This is a genomic window from Arthrobacter sp. P4_F11 (assembly GCF_056401395.1).
The window spans coordinates 618,716-639,049 of the sequence record NZ_JBFUJK010000001.1 but is presented as its reverse complement, the minus strand read 5'-3'; the positions used below and the strand labels follow the sequence as shown (position 1 = coordinate 639,049).

Here is a 20,334-nt window from a genome sequence, read left to right as displayed (position 1 = left end):
GCCGGGCGCGGCGCGCACGCCAACGACCCGCAGTACTTCGGCTACGCCCCGGTCGAGGCCGCGAACAAGGCCCTCGCCAAGGCCGGCATCGGCTGGGACCAGGTCGGCGCCGTCGAACTGAACGAGGCGTTCGCCGCGCAGTCCCTGGCCTGCATCAACGCCTGGGGCATCGACCCCTGCATCGTGAACCGGCACGGCGGCGCGATCGCCATGGGCCACCCGCTCGGCGCCTCCGGCGGCCGGATCCTGGGCACCCTGGCCCGGTCCCTGCAGGCCTCCGGGCAGCGCTGGGGCGTCGCCGCGATCTGCATCGGCGTCGGCCAGGGCCTCGCCGTCGTGCTCGAAAACGTCACCACCGCGCAGGCATAACCCGTCGGCACAACCAGTGACGGGCTGAGGGAATGCAGCACTGGCGGTCGGACACCGGGAGGTCCAAGCTTTAAACATTCGACGCAGGCCAAGTGTGGGCGTCCCGGCCTCCCTGGACTGCACGGCCAGGGTGATAGCACGGCGAGGGTGACGGCACTGCGGGTGCGAGGAGAGTGACGATGGTTGACACGGCAGCGCAGACTCTTCGGGCCGGGGCGCGCAACGACCTTGTGACGCAACTGCTGGGCATCTGGCTCCTCCTGGCTGTGTTCCTGGACGGCTGGGCCCACCTGCACGTTCCCGGGCTGGAAACCTTCTTCACCCCCTGGCACGCGGCACTCTATTCGGGCCTCGTGGCCACCGCCGCGTGGACGGCAAGCGTGATCTGGAGGAACCGCCAGCCCGGGCGGCCATTGACCCGGTCGGTGCCGGCCGGCTACCGGGGCACGGTCATCGGACTGGTCCTGTTCGCCGTCGCGGGTGTCCTGGATCTGGCCTGGCACGAGATCCTGGGCATCGAAGTCTCCCTCGATGCGCTGGTGAGCCCCACCCACCTGCTGCTGGGGTTCAGCCTCTTCCTTATCCTCGGCACCGGTATCCGCAGCGCACGGGCCGCCGCCGGCGCAGAGGCCTTCAACTGGACGCCGCCTGCGCTGTTGTCGCTCGCCCTGATGACGGGCCTGGGAGCCTTCTTCCTCATTTACTGCTCGGCGTTCGTCCGGACCCCGCCGGCCGTCCCCTATCTACAGACGCCGATCGGGAGCCCCGGGCACACCCAGGCGGAGCTGCCCCCGGCCCTCGGACTGGCCAGCTATTTGGTGACGACAGCGCTGATTATCGCACCCTTCCTCTACACCTTCTCAGGAGCCCGAAGGCCGCCTTTCGGTATTGCCACCATCCTGGTCGCCGTGGTGGCGTGGCTGCCGCTGGCCATGTCGGGGCTGCGCCCGGCCGCGGTCGCCGGTGCGGCAGGAGCCACGATCATCGCGGCAGCGGCGGATCTGCTGCTTGCCCGACGGCCGGGCCCGTGGTTGAGGCGCAGGTTGCCGGCGGTCACCGCCGTGCTGGCGGCACTCATCTGGACCGGCCAACTGGCTGGGATCGCCCTGGCGGCATCGATTCAATGGCCAGTGTCGATGTGGCTGGGAGCCGTCGTGCTGAGTGCGGGACTGGCAGCGGCCCTCGCTTTCCTCAGCTCGTTGAACACCAGGAGCGTCCCGGGGCCGGCAGCTCCACGATGAGCGTCAAATCCCCACTGTTCCCGGCGCCCGGAGTGGGCTAATTTGGGGATATAGGGGAGCGCCCGGTGCCCGGCTCGTTGCCGGCTGAGGCATCCGGCCTCGCCATGGAGTAAGGAACCCACCGTGGCCTACAACGTGGCCCAAAAGCTCATCGCATCCCATCTGGTGGCCGGGGAGATGATTCCCGGCCGTGAGATTGGCCTGCATATCGATCAGACCCTCACCCAGGACGCGACCGGGACGCTGGTCATGCTTGAACTGGAGGCCATCGGGCTCGACCGGGCACAAACTGAAGTGTCCGTGCAGTACGTGGACCACAACTTGTTGCAGGCCGACAGCAGGAACGCTGAGGACCATGATTTTCTCCGCTCGGCCTGCCGCCGGTTTGGTCTGTGGTTCTCGAAGGCCGGAAACGGGGTGTCCCATCCGACCCACATGCAGCGGTTTGGCCGTCCGGGCACGACCATGGTCGGTTCCGACAGTCACACCCCGGCAGCTGGGTCGCTGGGGATGCTGGCAATCGGGGTCGGCGGCACCGAGGTAGCCCTGGCCATCGCGGGCGAGCCGCTCTACCTGAAGATGCCGGAGATCTGGGGCGTGCGGCTTACCGGCAAGCTGCCACCATGGACCAGTGCTAAGGACGTCATCCTCGAAATGCTTCGCCGGCACGGCGTGAAGGGCGGTAAGGACCGGATCATCGAGTACTACGGTCCCGGCCTCGCCACGCTGAGTGCGATGGACCGGCACGTGATTGCCAATATGGGCGCCGAACTCGGTGCGACGAGCACGGTCTTCCCGGCCGATGACCAGGTCCGGGCCTTCCTGCGCTCCGAACAGCGCGAGGACGATTTCACCGAACTCCTCGCCGATTCCGGTGCCACTTACGACGTGACCGACGAGATCGACCTGGCCACGATCGAGCCGCTCATCGCCCTGCCCAGCTCACCCGGCAACGTCGTTCCGGTGCGGGAGGTCACTGGTAGGCCGGTGGCGCAGGTCGTGATTGGGTCCTCTGCGAACCCGGGCCTGCGCGACTTCGCAATTGTCGCCGCCATCACGAAGGGACGGCAGTGCCACCCGGGACTGTCCTTCGACGTCAACCCGAGTTCCCGGCAGATCCTGCAGGACCTCACCAGGATGGGGGCCACGTTTGATCTGATACGCGCCGGAGCCCGGCTGCACCAGACCGGATGCATGGGCTGCATCGGGATGGGACAGGCCCCCGCGAACGGAAGCAACAGCCTGCGCACAATGCCCCGCAACTTTCCCGGCCGTTCGGGCACGAAGGAGGACTCGGTCTACCTGTGCTCACCGGAGACGGCCGCGGCTGCTGCGCTCACCGGAATTATCACCGACCCGCGGGACCTGACGGAGCTCTTCGACCTTGAGTACCCCGAGATCGAACTTCCCGCGGTGTCGAGCGTGAACGTGGCAATGCTCGAGGAGCCGTTGGCGCCGGAAGAAGCCGGCAAAGTAGCACTGGTCAAGGGCGAAAACATCTCCTCGCTTCCGGTCTTCGGCCCACTCGCCGACCGCATCGAGGCACCAGTGGCCTTGGTGGTGGGCAACGATGTCTCGACGGACGAGATACTGCCAGCCGGTGCCCGCGTTCTGCCCTACCGCAGCAACATCCCCAAACTCGCCGAATTCACCTTCGACCAGCTCGACCCCACCTATGCCGACCGCGCCGCCCGTACCCGCGACTCCACCGGGCACATCCTGGTCGGCGGCACGAACTACGGTCAGGGCTCCTCACGGGAACACGCCGCTATCACCCCGCGCTTCCTCGGGCTGCGCGCAGTGGTGGCCGTCTCGTTCGCGCGGATCCACTGGCAGAACCTGGCCAATTTCGGCGTCCTCGCAGTCGAGTTCACAAATGCGGCCGATCATGACCGCATCGAACAGGACGATGTGCTCGCGCTGACAGGGATACACGACGCCCTGCTCACAGGCAAGGAGATCCTCGTGGAGAACCGGACCCGCGGCGAGGTCTACCCCGTGCGGCACAGTCTCTCCAGCCGTCAGGTGGACATGCTCCTGGCAGGTGGCCTCATCCCTTGGCTGCGCGAACGGAGAGCGCGGGAATGAGCTGCCGATCACCGCTGACGAGGATGGGTGTGCCGCGGTGAGCGGATGGCCACGGCCGGACGAGCCCTCCGGTGAAATCAGCCTCGTACTCGACCAGCGCAGCACCCTGGATCCGAAGGCTGACCTGCGCGACGGGTTGTCCGCGGTCGCCCGGCAGGGTTCCCACCTTTGGGTCGCCAATGACGAGACGACCAGCCTCGAACGGCTCACCCTGGAGGCCGGCGACCAGGCCCGCACCCACCGCAGCTTCGATCTCACCCACCTCCTTGAGCTGCCCGGGGACAAGGGTGAGATGGACATCGAGGGCCTCGATGTCGAGGACGACACGCTGTGGCTGCTTGGATCGCACAGCTCGGCCCGCAAACAGGTCAAGAACAACGCCACGCCCGCAGAAGCGCAGGATTCCCTGGCGACAGTGGAGGTCAGCCAGCGCCGTCGGGTGTTGGCCCGGCTTTCGACTAAGGACCTCCTCGATCCGGGCGGCCCCCGGACGGGGCAGCAGCAGCGCCCCGCCGTGCTGGGCCTCGGCCGGGGCACGGACCTGGTGGATCTGCTGGCCGATGACCCACATCTTGGTAGCTTCATCCAGTCCTCGACGACCGGTCGCCCGATCCCGGGCAAGGACAACGGCATTGACTGCGAGGGCCTCGCCGTAGCGGGCGACCGGGTGTTCATCGGTCTGCGCGGGCCGGTGCTGCGTGGGTGGGCGATGATCATAGAGCTCCAGGTTGGTGGCGGGCCCGGCTTGGAGCCGCAGGCGATCGGTCCCGGGAATCGTCGCTACCGCAAGCATTTCCTTCGCCTGCATGGTTTGGGCGTGCGGGATCTGTGCCGGCACGGACAGGACCTGCTCGTCCTGGCAGGACCCACCATGGAACTCGACGGGCGCGCGGCCGTGTTTCGCTGGCGGGGCGCGCTGACGTCGCAGGCCGAGGCCGTCCTGCCGAAAGACGACTTGCATTGCGAATTTGACGCGCCATTCGGCGAGGACGAGGACCATGCCGAGGGGATCACCGTTCTCGACGACGATCGGTCGGCCTTGGTGTTGTATGGGACGCCGTCGGGCAAGCGCAAGACCGGACGCCACGCGATCAAAGCCGACGTCTTCCGCCTCAGCGCGTAGGAACCGGCGCCGCGACGGTCCCGGGGAGGTGTTCCTATTGCTGCCGGCCCACTTTTCCCAGCCAGGCCCGCAGGAGAGGAACGACGACGTCACTGTGCATCGCACCCAGGTGATCGAGTGCAGGGAGTACTTGCACATCCCACCCGGCCTCGATGAGCTCGCGCTCATGGGCAGCCAGCGGTTCGCCGATCCGCACCGTCACGTCCCCCCAGCGGGGTCCGTAAGCGATGTGATCGGCGGCGCCCGCGAACGCCAGCCGGGGCAGATCCGGCGCCAGGCCAATAGTTGAATCGTCGAAGTCCTGGAGCGCTTCGTACAGCGTGAGGAACTGGCGGGTCTGTGTCTCGTTGGTCTGTATCGTGGCGGCATCCCAGTCGCCGGGTTTGACCGGGAGGTTCACCTCCGGCGATTGTTCCGGGGACCTGGCCGCCGCCGAGTGGGCCGCCCGCGTCACCGCCAACATGCTCTTGTACGGGCCCTCGCGCGGCGGGAATCCGCCCATGATGAGCGCCCAGAGCCGGTTTGTGCGGATCGCCAACTGCAAACCGCACAGGCCCAGCCACGAATAGCCGTAGTATCCGAAGGTCTCGGCGCGTGCCGCATCAGCGATAGCCAGCAAGTCGGCGGTGACGTTCTCCGGGGTGAGGGTATCGGGCGCAGGGTGCGCCATCCGGTGCCCCTCGTAGTCGGCCGCGATTACCCGATAGGACTGCGCGAGGCCCGACACCAGATGGGGCCCGAGGTCCGGGTCCGCGCCCCACTCCCGCATCGTCTGGGCTTCCGGCCCGGACCGCGGCTTCACATTGGCAGGGATGAGGAGCGCCCGGCCGTCACCGCTCACCAGGACGGGTATTGCCGTGCCGTCATGCAAAAGGGCCTCAACCATCTCGGACACCGGGATCCTCCTTATGGCTACAGCTCCGGTAGACAAAGTCTGCCACCGGTGCGTTCGCTTCGGAACGCCCCGGAGCCATGGTGTCCCGGCCCTGCTCTGGCGCACACCGGCGCAGGGGGGCCAGAATGGGGTCGTGCTCACCCCTGATCGAACCCAGAGGAAGGACTTTCATGACGCTCTATCAGCCTGAACCGGTCGAAATTTCAACGCGGATGCGGCCGGGGGAGTGGACCGAGGAAAGCCTGGAGATGCTGGTCGCGTCATACCGCGAGCAGCTCTCGCGCATGGGGGCGGCCGCCTCCGAGATCGACGTCGCGATCGACCGCGACGAGGGAGGCGGCGTCAGCGTGGTGGCGTCCTGGCTTAAGCCTGACGTCGCGCAGGAGATGACGGAGGTGAAGGACGACACCGGACTCGTGGCGATGGACCCCGACGCCGGGTCAGTGCGGCCGGCGCGCGACGACTCCGCGCCCCGATAGTACTTCGGGACCCGCTTGCGCTCCGGCAGGGTGGTGTTCCCGAAGCAACCCTTCGATCAGAGTGGAGCTTTCATGGCACCGCAGATTTCCGGCAACATCGATAAGAAACTGTTTGGGCTCTACCTCTCGGACCACCTCGCGGGGGCCACGGCGGGGCAGGGCCGCATCGAGCGAATGGCGCGCGACTTTACGGACACTCCCTTCCGCACAGAACTTGAAGCGCTCGCCACCCAGATCCGGGAGGAGCGGGAGTACCTGAAAGGACTAGCGGGGGATTTTGGCTTGCCACGGCGAACTCCCCGGAGGGCGGCGGCGTGGGTCGCGGAGCGTGCCGGCCGGCTCAAGCTCAACGGGCGGGTGGTGCGCCGCTCGCCGCTGACGCTGGTGTTGGAGTCTGAGGTCATGCGGTCAGCGGTGATGGGAAAGCTGGGGCTGTGGCAGACGCTGCGGGACCTCTCCGGCGATCTGGGACTGGACGGTGCCAGGTTTGACGGCCTGGCCACCACGGCTCGCCACCAGATCGCCACCCTGGACAGGGTCCATGAGTACGCCCGCCGGCGGTCGTTCTACACGAACCAGGGCAGCTGAGCAGACCGGGCATCGTCGGCTCGACCGTTCGCGTCGTGCCCTGCGCCTGGTGTGCACTGGCGCGCGCCGGCAGCGGAGACGAGAATGGGCTCGTGCTCCCTCCTCGCCCCGGCGGGGACGGCGACGCGATGAACGCCGCCGCCCGAAAGATTCAGCGCATCTATCTGACGTTGACGCTGGGCAATACCCTTGCGGCCTCGTTCATCTGGGGGATCAACACCCTCTTCCTGCTCGACGCCGGACTCAGCAACTTCGAGGCGTTTGCCGCGAATGCCTTCTTCACGGCCGGCATGGTGCTGTTCGAGGTGCCCACCGGAGTGGTTGCCGACGGTTGGGGCCGGCGCGTCTCGTTCCTGCTCGGAACCGTGACCCTCGCCGTCTCGACCTACTTCTACTACCTGCTTTGGCAGTTCTCCGCCCCGTTCTGGTGGTGGGCGGTAGTGTCGGTCCTGCTCGGCCTGGGCTTCACTTTCTTCTCCGGAGCGGTGGAGGCCTGGCTCGTCGATGCACTTCGCTTCTCGGGGTTCGAGGGCGGGATGGAAGCGGTGCTCGGGCGGGGCCAGATGGTCGCCGGAGTCGCGATGCTCGCCGGCTCTGTCGCCGGCGGCGTGATCGCGCAGGCCACCAATCTGGGCGTGCCGTTCCTGATGCGCGTGGGCGTGCTGCTGGCCATGTTCGCGGTGGCGTTTGGGCTCATGCGCGACGTCGGGTTCACCCCCGAACGCTCGACCCATCCCCTCCAGGCGACCCGGGCTGTACTCGCCGCCTCGATCGAGAACGGCTTGAAGAATCCGCCCGTACGTTACGTGATGCTGGCCGCGCCGTTCACCGCCGGCGTCGCCATCTATGTGTTTTACGCCCTGCAGCCGTACCTGCTCGAGCTCTATGGGGACCCCCACGCGTATTCCGTCGCGGGCCTGGCGGCGGCCATCGTGGCCGCGGCGCAGGTGCTCGGCGGCTGGATGGCTCCGCGCATCCGGCGTCTTGTCCGTCGGCGCACCACCGTGTTGATCCTGAGCAGCGTCATGGACACGGTGATCCTGGTGGTGCTCGGGTTCACCCACGTGTTCTGGGTGGCCCTGGTGCTGTTGGCGCTCTGGGCAGTGGTGTCATCGGCGGGCATACCGGTGCGGCAGGCGTACCTGAACGACATGATCGCCTCGAAGCAGCGCGCCACAGTGCTCAGCTTCGATTCACTCATGGGCTCAAGCGGTGGCGTGGTGGTCCAGCCGCTGCTCGGCCGGGCGGCAGATGTGTACGGCTACGCGGCGTCGCTGGCCATCGGCGGCGTGATCGAGTTGATCGCGGTGCCGTTCCTGCTGGCGAGCCGCCGGCAACGCCACCAGGCCGATCAGTCCAACGCCCCGACCAGCACCAACACCGGAACCCAGCCGGCGTAAGACGCCAGCCGGAATAACACTTCGGCCTCGCTCCTTACTTGGCGGGGCCTTCGGGGCCTACAGTGGGCGTGTAGAACCGTCGACAGGAGCGCCTCAGTGATTACCCTGCAGATCGAACACCAGGTCCGGGATTTTGACATGTGGCGGAGGGCTTTCGACAGCGATCCGCTGGACCGCGCCGCGTCGGGCGTGCGGTCATTCCGGATCTCGCGCCCGCTTGACCAGCAGGATTACGTGATGCTGGAGATGGACTTCGATACGCAGGCGGCGGCGGTGGACTTTCTGGGCCGGCTGCAGAACGATACGTGGAAAACGGGTGTGACGGCGCCGGCGCTGGTGGGTGAGCCGTCGACCAGAATCATCGAAACGGTCGCCATCGAGAACGTGGCAGCCGCTGACCGCGACCTTCGGTAGAACGTCTGCGCCGATGCGGGGATCACAAGACGCTCACGTCATGCGTTTCGCTGTTGCCCCTGCTGTCCCTGGACGGGGTCCTGCGCGCTCCGCGGAGACACCGTGAGGGTGGCGACGCGTTCCAGCCCCGGATGCAGGTGGTCGCCGTCGTCCACCACCCCGGTCTGCCACCACAATTTCAGCCCTTCCGGTACCACTTCCAGGTAGGCCAAGTTGTTTTGGAACCAGGGCCCCCGGATACCGGACCAGTGGAACGGCGGGTCCGGCACCTTGGCCGAGCGCGCGACCAAGGCGCCTACCGGGGTGGCCAGGCCGTAGGACATTACGGCCGCGAAAGACCTCATCAGGCGGGGCAACGGGTTGCGGATGGGGGAGCAGACGGCCTGCAGGATCCGGCTGCCCGAGGCACGCTCCACCTCCGCCACATAGGAGTAGTGGACGTCCCCGGAGAGGAAGGTGATTGTTTCCGGTGCCGGGCCGCGCTTGCCGTCGGCCACTTCGCTGGCCATGGCCGCCAGTTCCCTGAAGCTGTTTTGGAATGCGCCCCAGTGTTCCAGGTCCAGCGCCTGGCGCAGCTTCTCGCCGGCCCAAGCGGCGCGGTTTCCCCATGCACCTTCAGAGACGGCCTCATTCCACGACTCGACGTAGTGCAGGCCCATCGGCAACAGGAAAGGCAGGGACGTCGCCACGAGCAGGTGGCGGAAGCCGCCTTGCATCCGGTCGTCCAGCCAGGCCATTTCCACCGCGTCAACCAGCGCCCGGTCGTCCGGCGTCAGGTCCCGTGCTGCGCGGGAGTCAACCACGATCAGCCGGGTGTCGCCGAAGTCGCGGCAGTAGCTCCACCGGTAGGATTTCGGGTCCCGATCAGCTCGCTCCGCGAAGCTGTCCAGCTCGGCGCCCACATCGAGCCCATCCCCGCCGGTGTGCCCGATGATCCGCTGCCACACGGCATCTTCCGCCCGTTCCTGCGGTGACAGGTTCCCCAGATGCTGGTAGACCCAGTACGAGGCCAGTCCCGCGACGATCCGCCCATGCCACCACGAGGTCGCCTCCATCTTCTTCTTCCAGCTCAGCGAGGTATTCCAGTCGTCGCGGATGTCGTGGTCATCGAAGATCATGGCGCTGGGCAGGGTGGACAGCAGCCATCGGTTCGCGGGGTCTGACCAGGCCAGATAGTACAGGTGGGCGTATTCCTCGTAGTCCTTGAGCTCTTCGCCGGGGGGTGCCTTGATGTCGCGCCGGCCGCGGATGAACTCCTGCATCTGTTCGCTGGTCAGGTCGGCATACACCTGGTCTCCGAGGAAGGCCAGCAGATCCGGCCACGGCAGGTCTCCGCCGGAGGCCATCTTCAGCGCATAGGCGCGCAGGGAGTCGACGCCATGGGTCCGGTTGCCGGATGCATCGTGCGGGACGCTGGTCCTGCAGGAACCGTAGGCCATCCGCAGCGGCTTGCCGGTGGCCAGTGTGGCGATCATGGACGGCGGAAACCCGGATGAGGGGTCGGGCCAGACTTGTGTTCCGTTGATATCGAGGGTGTACGGCGTCACCGTGCCGGGCTCCAGCCCGTCCAATTCCACCAGCGCGTAGTGGTGGCCGTGAACTGCGAATGTGCGGGCCTCCCAGCCCCGGCCGCCGGCACGGATGGAAACCCGGGCAGCGGTTTGGGTCTCCACCCAGACACTCGCCGACGTCTCATCCACGTACCGCACCATTGGGCCGAGCACCAGGGAAGGGGTGGTCATGAATCAGTTGTACCCGCTCCGGCCGGTTGCGGCCATGGCGTCAGGAAAGTCAAAGCGCAACGAAGGCAGCGTCAATGCCCCTGTGGCGGTTCCTTGGGTGTCCCTCCGAGGGCCGGGGTACTGGCGGAATCGCCCGGTCCCTGGGCGAGCTGGTCATGGAGCCTGCTGATCTGGGCCACGAGGCGGTCACGTTCCTCGCTGCCGATGGCTTCGTCCGACCGCTTCCGCAGATTGGTTGCTGCCGTCACACTTTCAATGAGCCAGGAGGACACCACCGCCGTGACCATGCTCAGGACTGCAAACCCGCCGACCATCAGCGTGGCCGCAGCCCACCGGCCCGGAACGGTTACGGGGTAGTAGTCGCCATAGCCGATCGTTGTGATGGTGACAATTGCCCACCACAACGAGTCGCCCATCGAGGTGATATTCGCGTTCGGTGCGCCCTTTTCGAAATTGAAGACGCTCAGGGCGACCGTGTAAAGCAGGAGGATCGCGGCGACAATGACGTAGGCCAGGACGCGGGTCCTGATGGCGGTGCCCGGTGCCCGTTCCATGACCCGGCGCAAGGTGAACGGACGCAGGAGCCGCAACGGCCGCGCAACGGGGAGCACCACCATGAGCAGGTCCAAGGGGTGGCGGACGAACCACCGGCCCCGATGGGGCGCCAGGAGCAACTTCACAATGTAGTCGGCGCCGAAGGCCACCCACGTTGACCCCACGACGATTTCGAGAAGGTCGGCGTAGGGCTGCGGCGGTTCGGCAATCACGAGGATGGAGTAGGCCGCCAGAAAAACAAAAGCCGCACCGACGAGGGGCCACTCGGAATACTTTTGCCAGGTTTCTTGCCTCATGGCTGAATGCTAGGACTTTGTCCCGCGGATGTCCTTACGAAATTGCCACACTGTCCCTAAGCCAGCCACCAGCTGGCAGCGGGCCACCCGCGGAGCGCTGACAACTGTCGCCGGCAGCGGTACATTGGCCTTCTGAGGTGGCAGACCGAGGCTGGGCACGGCAGACCACATGGCCAGACCCTGCGGAGGCGGACAGCCATGGCGGCAAATCAGGACAAAGACGGCGCTAACCAGGGCCACGCCCATCACCGCGTCATCCCCAACGTACTGGGAACAGTAGAGCAAAGCGTCGTGCAGCGCATTGAGGATTTTAATGATCCGCGCCAGGAATGGCGGCGCCTGTTCTCTGAGTTGTACGGCACGTTCCTGCTCGTGGTCGTCGCGGCCGGCGGCGGCATGATGGGCCAGGCGTTCCCCGGTGTCATCAGCCGCACGGCGGCCGTGGTGGCTCCGGGCCTGATGGTCATGGGCATCATCTTGTTCATGGGCAAGATCTCGGGCGCGCATCTGAACCCCGCGGTCAGCATTGCGTTCGCGCTCCGCGGCGACTTCCCGTGGCGCCGGGTGCCGGGCTACATCGTCGTTCAGCTCATTGGCGCGACGCTCGCCTGCCTGCTGCTGCAGGGCGTGATCGGGGTCTCCGCCACCTACGGCTCAAACTATCCGGCGGCTGGTTATACGGCCGGCGCCGCGTTCCTGATGGAGGCACTGCTGACGATGGTGCTGGTCAGCGTCATCCTCGGGACCGCCTCCGGGGCCCAGAACGTCGGGCTGTTTGGGGCGTTCGGGGTCGGCGCGTACATCGCCTTGGCGGGCCTGTGGGGCAGCCCCATCTCCGGCACGTCGATGAATCCGGCACGAACGTTCGGGCCGGATCTCGCCAGCGGAAATTTCAGCGACTACTGGGTGTATGTCGCCGGGCCGCTGGTCGGCGCGGCCGCCGCCGTCGGTATCGCATTCATCCTGCGCGGAGCGGGCGGCGGGAGGTCGGGCTCGGGAGCCGCGCAAGGTGCCCTCTTCACCGAGGCCGCCGAGGAAGAGAAGCCGTAGCGGGCCGTGAACGTGATCTCGCAGAGGAGAGCGCAGTGAGAAGGTCAGCCCCGTCTCATCCGCTGGATCCGCTGGGCGAGGACGAGTTCCGTGCAGCTGCGTCCTTGCTCGCCAGCGCACAGGGCGTCACGTTTCCGGCGTGGCGGCTTGCCGCAATCGAGCTGATCGAACCGGAAAAGGCTGCCGTCGCCGCCTTCGAAGCCGATGCCGACGCGCCGGCTCCGGAACGGATCGTCGGCGTGAACTGCTTCGAACGGTCCTCCAACAAGACCTACCAGGCGCGGCTATCGCTGACTCTCGGGGTTGTCCTCTCCTTCACCCATATCCCTGGCGTTCAGGCGAACATGACCGTCGACGAGTGGGAAGAAGCTGACGCAGCGCTGCGCAGCCACCCGCAGGTGATCGCTGCGCTTGCCAAGCGCGGCATCACTGATCTGTCCCTGGTCTTCATGGACGTGTGGACCTATGGCCTGTCAATGATCCCGGAGAAGTACCAGGGGCACCGGATCGGCTGGTCCGACACGTGGGTCCGTGCCCGTGCGGGCGCCAACCCCTATGCGGGGCCGGTCAACGGGTTCCACTGCGTCATTGACCTGGCTTCCATGGAACTGCTGGACATCGAGGACACCTTTGCGGTGGACCGTCCCGGGCTCATGGGCGAATATGTCCCGGCGCTGATCCCGGACCGGCTCCGCGACGCAAGCACCCGCGAACCGCTCAAACCGCTCGACATTGTCCAGCCCGAAGGCGTTTCCTTTCAGATGGACGGCAACAGGATCAGCTGGCAGAACTGGTCCATACGCGTCGGGTTCAACTACCGCGAAGGGCTGACGCTGCACCGGGTCAGCTATCGCGACGGCGGCCGCGAACGGCCGATCGCGAACCGCCTGTCCTTCGCCGAAATGGCCGTTCCCTACCGGGATCCCAGCGATGACCACTACCGGCGCACCGCGTTCGACGTCGGCGAATGGGGTCTGGGATTCATGACAACGTCGCTGGAACTGGGCTGCGACTGCCTCGGGGAAATCCGGTATTTAGATGTGGTCATGCACAATTCTGCGGGGGAGCCCTACACCATCAGGAACGCCATCTGCATCCACGAAGAGGACGGGGCGGTGTTATGGAAGCACATCGACCACGACGGCGGCATGGAAGTGCGCCGGATACGTCGACTGGTGATTTCTTTCCATGTCACCGTGGCCAACTATGAATACCTGGTGTACTGGCGCTTCTACCAGGACGGGAACATTGAGTGTGAGGTGAGGGCCACCGGCATCATGGTGGTCAGCCATTTCGGCGAGGGCCAGCAGCATCCGAGCGGAACGCTGGTGGACAACCGCACCTACGCACCCTTCCACCAGCACTTCCTCGTGGCCCGGCTCGACCTGGACATCGACGGCACCGCAAATGCCGTTTACCGTTCGGAAACCGCGATGGTCCCAATGGGTCCGGACAATCCCTACGGGCTCGCCCTGCATCAGAACAAGACCCCCATCACGACCGAGGGGCACGACGACTACTCCTGGGAGACCCAGCGGGCCTGGACGGTGACGAACGACAACTCGGTCAACGGGCTCGGGACCCCGGTGTCGTACAAGCTGGTGCCCGGCGCAGCTTTCCCGTCGTTCTTTGACCCGGCATCTCCGGTTTTCCAGCGTGCGGAGGTCATCGGGCACACGGTATGGGTGACGCCCAACGATGCCGCGGAACGCTGGCCGGCCGGCGAGTTCGTGAACCAGGGCACAGGCGGGCTGGGAATGCCCGAATGGGTGCGGCAGGGGAGGTCCGTGGAAAACACCGACGTCGTCCTTTGGTACGTCTTCGGCATTCACCACATCCCGCGGCCGGAGGAGTGGCCGGTCATGCCGGTGGACACTGTCGCGTTCTGGCTCAAGCCGGCCGGCTTCTTCGAACGGAACCCGGCGCTGGACGTTTAGGCGGCCCGGGCCATGGGCGTGCCGCCAGAGGCACGTCACTGAAGTAGATTTGTCGGAGTCGAGACAGCATTTTGGGACCAAAGAACAGGGGATACGTGTGAGCAGGCTGGGCGAAAGATCGGACGGAACCGATGCGGACTTCGCGGCAACGCGCCACACGGCGCCGGCGTATCCGCAACTGCGCCTCAACAGCGCTGCCCTCGAGAACAACATCCGGGTCATGGCGGCGTGGTGCCGGGATCGGGGCGTGGACCTCGCACCGCACGTCAAGACAACGATGTCGGCACCGATCATCGAGCGGCAGCTGGGGGCCGGCGCCGTCGGCGTCACCGTCGCCACCGTCGATCAAGTCGCCTCGGCACTGCGCTGGGGTTATCAGCGCATCCTCGTCGCCAACGAGATCGTCGACAGGTCCGGACTAACGCGTGTCCGTGCCTGGCTGGAGGAAGATCCCGCCCGGGAAATCCGCTGCTTCGTCGATTCGGCAGCAGGGGTGAAGGTGGCGGCCGAGATCTTCGACGGCGCGGCGGCCGACCTGGAGGTGCTGATCGACGTCGGAACCCCCGGCGGGCGCACCGGCATCCGCAGCCTGTCCGAGGGTCTGCGCCTGGCCGGGCTGGTCCGTGCCACGCCGGGACTGAGGCTGGTGGGTGTTGCCGGGTATGAAGGCGTCGTGCCCAACAGCCGCGCTGAGGATACGGTCACTGCGGTTGACCGGCACTGCCGGCTGGTGCGGGACGTCTATCTGGAAGCGGCGGAGTTCTTTGAGACCGCCACTCCCATCTACTCCATGGGTGGGTCGGCGTTTCCGGACCGCGTGGTTGAGTTCCTTCCCGACCGCGGCCAGGTGCCCGGAACGCGAATTCTTCTCCGATCGGGCTGCTACGTCACCCACGACCACGGCACCTATGCCGCCGTCAGCCCCATTCCGGGACTCATGCCGGCGCTCTCCGTTCGCGCGATCGTCCTGTCCACGCCCGAAGCCGGGTTGGCCGTCGTCGGCGCCGGCAAACGGGACCTTCCCTACGACGCCGGACTGCCCAGCGTCCTCTCGGTCCGGACCGCGGACGGAGCCCTCAAGCCCGGCGCAACCGCAGCGGTGCGCAATCTCTTCGACCATCACGCGGTGCTCACCGGGGTGTCGGGTGTGGATGTCACCGACATGGTGGATTTCGGGATTTCCCATCCTTGTTCCGCGTTTGACCGCTGGCCCGACTACGTCCTCACCGACGCCGACGGGCAGGACACGGACGTGTGGCAGACCGACTTCAGCAGGTCGTCCCTGGCCCCTGGCTACGCCCCGTCCTGACGCTCAATCCTTGAGCTGCCTGGTCAGCACTTCGAATTCCTCCACGCCCAGGATCTGCATGTGCTGCTCCGCGCTGGTCTCCGTGCGGATCTTGGCTGCGGCCTCCTGGCTGCCGGCGAGGGCCTGCTCGTCAACCCACAGCGTGATTGACAGTGACTTGCTGTCCTTCCCCAGCAGGTAGTAGATGCCCAGGCATCCCGGCAGCTGGAGCACCCGGTTGACGGTGTCCTCCGACGGTGCCCCGGGGCTGTCCGGGCCGGGCTGATACGTGCTGACGCGAGCGAACATGTGCATCCTCCTAGTTCCAGGTTCGACGGTTGGAGCGCCTGCCGCCCCAAACGTTGGACCGGGAGCTGGATCCTTGCGATGTCGCGCCCTGGTGGCGGGCGGCCTGGTCTCCTCCCACCAGTAAGGACCCGCGGGCGCAGAAGCACAAGGCTCCTGTTTCGGGGCCATTTGCCGTAGTCTGCCGATCCGCTGCTCAGCCGCCGGCGCCGATGGCCGCCCGGGCGTTCCTCTTCAGCTCGGCGAGTTCCTTGCGGGCCACCAGGGCCTCGTCCAGGCTGACTGCCACGAACCTGGTGGATGTGCCGGGGGCGGCCCGGGCCACCAGATCCATGTCGGCGCTGATGACCGTGCCCACCATGGCGTAACCGCCACCGGAGACGGCATCGCGGTGCAGGATGATCGGTTGGGTGCCGCCGGGAATCTGGATGGACCCGACAGCGTATCCGGCATCAACAATGTTGGACGGGTCGGAACCGGCGCCGAATGGCTGTTCCCGCTCTTTCCACTGCACTCCGGGACCCGAGTACCGCAATCCCATCCGGTCCGCCACCGGAGTCACCTTCCACTCGCCGTTGAGCAGGTTGTCCAGTCCCTCGTCGGTGAGGCGGTGGTCATAGAGGCCCAGGACGATCCTGACCGTCTGCTCCTTGGAGAAGGCGGGACGGAATTCTTCCGGAACAGTATCGGCGTCGGGCACGGCTCCGCCGTCCAGCGGGCTACCGACTGGAACCTGGTCGCCGGCCTCCAGCTTGCGCCCGTGGAATCCGCCGATTGCGCCCAGACTGTAGGTGGACCGGCTGCCGAGCACCGAGGGGACATCGATGCCGCCCCGGACCGCGATGTAATACCGCGTGCCGCCCTGGATGACCCCGAAGCTGAGTTCGTCGCCAGCCTTCAGCTGCAGCCGGGTCCACTGGGGCCGGGCTTCGCCGTTGACCTTGACTTCAACCGGTGCCCCGGTGACGGCGATGAGGGCATCCTGGTCGGTGGACAGTACTGGGCCCAGGTAAGTGCATTCCAGGACGGCTTCCTTGGCAGTGTTGCCCACCAGGGCATTGCCGAGTTCGGCAGAGTACTGGTCCAGGGAACCGCTCTGCGGGATGCCGACGTTGTAGTGGCCGGTGCGTCCCTGGTCCTGGACCGTGGTGGCCAGCCCGGGGTTCCTGATGTTAAACGCCATTGAGGGCCTCCATGAGTTCCTGGTTGTAGCCTGCGGGATTCGCCAGCGCCCTGGATAGATCAAATGTCACAGGCACCTGCCGGTAGCGGAACGTTCCGGCGGAGATCTCAGACTGGATGGTGTTGTATTCGGCCTCGGTGACGGGCTTGAACTTCACGATATCGCCCGGCTTGAAGAACACCATGAAGTCCTTGAAATCGGCCAGGGACTGGGCCGGATCGAAGATGGGGGCGGCAGCGACCCCGAACATCTGGTAGCCGCCGGCACCCCGCACGGAGTAAATGCAGCCGAAGCAGCCGCCGTGGCCCACGGTCAGTTTGGGGGTGTCGGTGCGGGGACTCAAATACTTGGGCACTTCGAGTTGTTTCTCCCGCTCCACCAGTTGGAAGAGGAACGGCAGGCCGGCGACGAACCCAACCATGGAGACAAGCCACGGTTGCTCATGGTGGCGCTGAATGAATTCGGCGGCATCCTTGAGGTTGTTAACCTTCGCTGCGTAGTCAATGTCGGTGCCGCCGGGCTCCTGATGGAATCCTTCGCGGAATCGCTCGGCCACTTCCGCCGTGAAAGGGTCTTCGTACCAGACCGGGACCTCGACGATCCGGGTTTCCAGCGAATGGTCGTGATGGTGCGCCAGATCCCCTTCAATGGTCCGGACGGTCTCTTCCAGGGTCGACGGCGGCAGGACATCGGGATCGAACCTCACCAGCAGCGAGGCGTTGGCGGGACAGACGTCCACGATGCCGGGCACCTGCATGGCCGAAAGCTTCGCTGCTATGGACATCACCCTGAAGTTGGCCGCCAGGCTCATGGACTCCGCGACCTCAACGAACAGGAATTCGTCTCCGCCCCAGGTGTAGCGGGCCTCCAACACGGCGGGTTCCGGGCTGCTGCTCATTGTGCCTCCATCAGATCGGGGACGGTTTCAAGGAATTTGGAGTGGTGGGTGACGGCCGCAAATTCGGGCCGGCTCAGCAGCTTCTTGTGCACCGGGATGGTGGTCTTGACCCCTTCGATGCGGGTCTCATCCAGGGCCGTCAGCATCGCCTCAATGGCCAATTCGCGGGTGTCGGCATGCACAATCAGCTTGGCCATCAGGGAGTCGTAGTACGGAGTGACCGTGGAACCGGCCTCCACCCCTGTGTCCACCCTGATGCCTGCGCCCGCGGGCCAGTCCATGGCCGTGATGAGGCCAGGGCTGGGGAAGAAGTGGTGGTCCGGGTCCTCCGCATTGACACGGCATTCGATGGAGTGGCCATTGAATGCGATGTCGTCCTGGCGGAGGGACATCGCCCCGGTGAACGCGATCTGCAGCTGTTCGCGGATCAGATCGACGCCCGTGATTTGCTCGGTGATCGGGTGCTCAACCTGGATACGGGTGTTCATTTCGATGAACGCCGCTTCATGGTTGACCGGGTCATAGAGGAATTCGACCGTTCCGGCGCCGCTGTAGCCGCACTCGCGGGCCAGTTCCACGGAGGATTCCCGGATCCTCTGGCGGACGTGGTCCGGGAGGTCCGGCGCCGGTGCTTCTTCAATGACCTTCTGGGAGCGCCGCTGCATGGAGCAGTCGCGGTCGCCAAGGTGAATGAAGTTTGTTCCGTCGCCGAGGACCTGTACCTCCACGTGACGGGCATGCTGCACAAAGCGTTCCAGGTAAACGGTGGGATCGCCGAAGACGGCCGCCGCTTCGCCACGCGTCTGCTCGATGGATTCCAGAAGCATGCCCTCGCTGTGCACAAAACGGATGCCCCGGCCGCCGCCGCCGGCGGAGGCCTTGATCACGAGCGGGTAGCCGATGCCGCGGGCGATTTCTACGGCGTCGGCCGCCGGATCGAGGGGGCCGTCCGAGCCGCGGAGCACCGGGACGCCAGCTTTGCGGGCCGATTCCCTCGCCAAGGACTTGTTGCCCATCATCGCGATGGCGTCTGCACGCGGCCCCACCCAGATCAGGCCCGCATCAGCGACCTTTCGGGCGAAGTCCGCATTCTCGGAGAGGAACCCGTAGCCCGGGTGGACGGCATCGCAGCCGTTGTCCACGGCCGCGGCGACGATGGCGTCCTGGTTCAGGTAGCTGGCGGTGGCAGGCGCCGGGCCCACCACGACGACGTGGTCAGCGGACCGGGCAGCCAAGGATTCGACGTCGGCTTCGCTGGCCACCACGAATGTCTCGATGCCCATCTCGCGGGCGGTCCGGGCGATGCGAACGGCGATCTCGCCGCGGTTGGCGATGAGCAGTTTCTTCATGGCTATCCTTCCCGGACGACGACGATTGCGTCGCCTGGGTTGACCATGTCGCCCTCGTTGACCTCAAACGATTCCAGGGTGCCGGCCACATCGGACTGGATTTCGGTGAACTGCTTCATGATTTCGATAATGCCGAGGGTCTGTCCGACCTCGATGGCGTCGCCTTCATTGGCGAAAGGCGGTTTGCCAGGGCCGGGCTTGCGGTAGAAGACGCCGGGGAGCGGGGAAACGATGGTTGCCACGGGATGCTCTCTTTCAGATGGTTTGGATAGATCGGTTCAGCCAAGGACCGCACGCACTGCGGTGGCCACTGCGACAGAATTGGGTGCGTCGGAGTGGACGCAGATGCTTTGGAACCGGATGTCCAGTTCGGTGCCGTCAACGGCGAGGACGGGCTTGCCGGCCAGCGCCCTGCTGACACGCTCGGCGGCGGCGTCGGGGTCGGTGGGCGCCGGGCGGCGCTGGATCAGCAGCTCACCGGCCGGGCCGTAGTTGAGGTCGACATAGAGTTCGGGCACGAAGTCCACCCCCATGGCCCGGCACACGCGTTCGTGGGCGGTCCCCGCGAGCCCGAAAAAGGGAACGCCGAACTGCAAGGCTGTGCCGGCGGCGGCCTGCATTAGTTCCTCGTCGCCGGCCAGCATGCCGTAGAGGGCGCCGTGCGGCTTGATGTGGTTCAGTTCCAGCCCGTGCTTTGCGAGGAACGCCGTCAGGCCCCCGGTCTGGTACAGGATGATCGACTCCACCTCCGCCGGGGTGAGCACCATCCGGCGGCGTCCGAACCCCACAATGTCCGGCAGGCCGGGGTGCGCTCCGACTGCCACGCCGTGCTCTGCAGCCATCGCCACGGTCCGTTCCATGACGTCGGGATCGCCGGCGTGATACCCACAGGCCACGTTGGCGATGTCGATGATGCGCATGAGTTCTTCGTCATTGCCGAACTCGTGAAGGCCGAGGCCTTCGCCCATATCGGAGTTCAAGAGCACCCGCCCTGAAGTGTGGGGAGAGGCCTCGGGAGAGGTGTCGGGGGTCACATTGTTTTGCATGGATGCAACGCTACTCAGCAATTCACGCGCCCGATATTGTGCAGGTCGCTGAATCTGCAGGCATGAATTATGGTTATTGCACTGCGT

Annotated in this window: 19 protein-coding genes and 1 pseudogene; 11 read left to right on the top strand and 9 right to left on the bottom strand. The window is 66.0% G+C overall.

What is annotated here, in order from left to right:
- From AC1DRO_RS03040 to AC1DRO_RS03025, 4 genes and pseudogenes are all read left to right on the top strand, one after another.
- Positions 1 to 369: pseudogene (locus AC1DRO_RS03040) on the top strand (3-oxoadipyl-CoA thiolase); the annotation flags it as partial.
- A gap of 179 nt (positions 370 to 548) precedes the next feature.
- Positions 549 to 1,610, top strand: a complete 1,062-nt coding sequence (locus tag AC1DRO_RS03035) for a hypothetical protein (protein WP_476949755.1) — start codon at positions 549 to 551, stop codon at positions 1,608 to 1,610.
- 123 nt (positions 1,611 to 1,733) lie between these two features.
- Entirely contained in the window at positions 1,734 to 3,698 is a 1,965-nt protein-coding gene (locus AC1DRO_RS03030) for an aconitate hydratase (protein WP_476949754.1), read from the top strand.
- Between the two features lie 37 nt (positions 3,699 to 3,735).
- On the top strand, positions 3,736 to 4,821 hold the full coding sequence (locus tag AC1DRO_RS03025) for a DUF3616 domain-containing protein (protein ID WP_476949753.1): 1,086 nt from the start codon (positions 3,736 to 3,738) through the stop codon (positions 4,819 to 4,821).
- Between the two features lie 34 nt (positions 4,822 to 4,855).
- On the opposite strand, the gene AC1DRO_RS03020 is transcribed toward AC1DRO_RS03025, so the two are convergent.
- Positions 4,856 to 5,707: an alpha/beta hydrolase gene (locus AC1DRO_RS03020; RefSeq protein ID WP_476949773.1), complete on the bottom strand. Its 852-nt coding sequence runs from the start codon at positions 5,705 to 5,707 to the stop codon at positions 4,856 to 4,858.
- A gap of 179 nt (positions 5,708 to 5,886) precedes the next feature.
- On the opposite strand from AC1DRO_RS03020, the gene AC1DRO_RS03015 reads away from it, so the two are divergent.
- The 4 genes from AC1DRO_RS03015 (at position 5,887) to AC1DRO_RS03000 (ending at position 8,597) form a co-directional block, all read left to right on the top strand.
- The gene (locus AC1DRO_RS03015) at positions 5,887 to 6,195 is read left to right on the top strand and encodes a hypothetical protein (protein ID WP_476949752.1); all 309 of its coding nucleotides are present in this window, start codon (positions 5,887 to 5,889) and stop codon (positions 6,193 to 6,195) included.
- Between the two features lie 72 nt (positions 6,196 to 6,267).
- On the top strand, positions 6,268 to 6,783 hold the full coding sequence (locus AC1DRO_RS03010) for a hypothetical protein (protein ID WP_476949751.1): 516 nt from the start codon (positions 6,268 to 6,270) through the stop codon (positions 6,781 to 6,783).
- 128 nt (positions 6,784 to 6,911) lie between these two features.
- The gene (locus tag AC1DRO_RS03005; RefSeq protein ID WP_476949772.1) at positions 6,912 to 8,183 is read left to right on the top strand and encodes an MFS transporter; all 1,272 of its coding nucleotides are present in this window, start codon (positions 6,912 to 6,914) and stop codon (positions 8,181 to 8,183) included.
- Between the two features lie 96 nt (positions 8,184 to 8,279).
- Positions 8,280 to 8,597 (top strand): hypothetical protein, encoded by a 318-nt coding sequence (locus tag AC1DRO_RS03000; RefSeq protein ID WP_223917034.1) that lies wholly within the window; start codon positions 8,280 to 8,282, stop codon positions 8,595 to 8,597.
- A 38-nt stretch (positions 8,598 to 8,635) separates the two neighbouring features.
- Here AC1DRO_RS03000 and AC1DRO_RS02995 read toward each other — a convergent pair whose 3' ends face one another.
- Both AC1DRO_RS02995 and AC1DRO_RS02990 read right to left on the bottom strand, forming a co-directional pair.
- Complete coding sequence (locus AC1DRO_RS02995) at positions 8,636 to 10,339, bottom strand: alkaline phosphatase D family protein (protein ID WP_476949750.1); 1,704 nt, start codon at positions 10,337 to 10,339, stop codon at positions 8,636 to 8,638.
- 71 nt (positions 10,340 to 10,410) lie between these two features.
- Positions 10,411 to 11,190, bottom strand: coding sequence for an ion transporter (locus AC1DRO_RS02990; protein WP_476949749.1), 780 nt, complete (start codon positions 11,188 to 11,190; stop codon positions 10,411 to 10,413).
- 198 nt (positions 11,191 to 11,388) lie between these two features.
- On the opposite strand from AC1DRO_RS02990, the gene AC1DRO_RS02985 reads away from it, so the two are divergent.
- From AC1DRO_RS02985 to AC1DRO_RS02975, 3 genes are all read left to right on the top strand, one after another.
- Complete coding sequence (locus AC1DRO_RS02985; protein WP_459384660.1) at positions 11,389 to 12,240, top strand: MIP/aquaporin family protein; 852 nt, start codon at positions 11,389 to 11,391, stop codon at positions 12,238 to 12,240.
- Between the two features lie 35 nt (positions 12,241 to 12,275).
- Complete coding sequence (locus AC1DRO_RS02980) at positions 12,276 to 14,177, top strand: primary-amine oxidase (RefSeq protein WP_476949748.1); 1,902 nt, start codon at positions 12,276 to 12,278, stop codon at positions 14,175 to 14,177.
- A gap of 97 nt (positions 14,178 to 14,274) precedes the next feature.
- Positions 14,275 to 15,486, top strand: a complete 1,212-nt coding sequence (locus AC1DRO_RS02975) for an alanine racemase (RefSeq protein ID WP_476949747.1) — start codon at positions 14,275 to 14,277, stop codon at positions 15,484 to 15,486.
- 3 nt (positions 15,487 to 15,489) lie between these two features.
- Here the strand turns inward: AC1DRO_RS02975 and AC1DRO_RS02970 are convergent, their stop codons facing one another.
- From AC1DRO_RS02970 to pxpA, 6 genes are all read right to left on the bottom strand, one after another.
- The gene (locus AC1DRO_RS02970) at positions 15,490 to 15,774 is read right to left on the bottom strand and encodes a hypothetical protein (RefSeq protein WP_476949746.1); all 285 of its coding nucleotides are present in this window, start codon (positions 15,772 to 15,774) and stop codon (positions 15,490 to 15,492) included.
- A 193-nt stretch (positions 15,775 to 15,967) separates the two neighbouring features.
- Positions 15,968 to 16,954, bottom strand: a complete 987-nt coding sequence (locus AC1DRO_RS02965; protein ID WP_476949745.1) for a 5-oxoprolinase subunit C family protein — start codon at positions 16,952 to 16,954, stop codon at positions 15,968 to 15,970.
- Positions 16,944 to 17,852 carry a 5-oxoprolinase subunit B family protein gene (locus AC1DRO_RS02960; RefSeq protein WP_476949744.1) on the bottom strand — a complete coding sequence of 303 codons (909 nt, stop codon included), beginning with the start codon at positions 17,850 to 17,852 and terminating at the stop codon, positions 16,944 to 16,946. Before AC1DRO_RS02960 ends, AC1DRO_RS02965 begins: the two co-directional genes overlap by 11 nt.
- Positions 17,849 to 19,201: an acetyl-CoA carboxylase biotin carboxylase subunit gene (locus tag AC1DRO_RS02955; RefSeq protein WP_476949743.1), complete on the bottom strand. Its 1,353-nt coding sequence runs from the start codon at positions 19,199 to 19,201 to the stop codon at positions 17,849 to 17,851. The genes AC1DRO_RS02960 and AC1DRO_RS02955 overlap by 4 nt, the downstream gene beginning before the upstream one ends.
- A gap of 2 nt (positions 19,202 to 19,203) precedes the next feature.
- Positions 19,204 to 19,443, bottom strand: coding sequence for an acetyl-CoA carboxylase (locus AC1DRO_RS02950; RefSeq protein WP_028276237.1), 240 nt, complete (start codon positions 19,441 to 19,443; stop codon positions 19,204 to 19,206).
- 36 nt (positions 19,444 to 19,479) lie between these two features.
- Positions 19,480 to 20,247, bottom strand: coding sequence for a 5-oxoprolinase subunit PxpA (pxpA, locus tag AC1DRO_RS02945; RefSeq protein WP_476949742.1), 768 nt, complete (start codon positions 20,245 to 20,247; stop codon positions 19,480 to 19,482).
- Positions 20,248 to 20,334 lie beyond the last annotated feature (87 nt).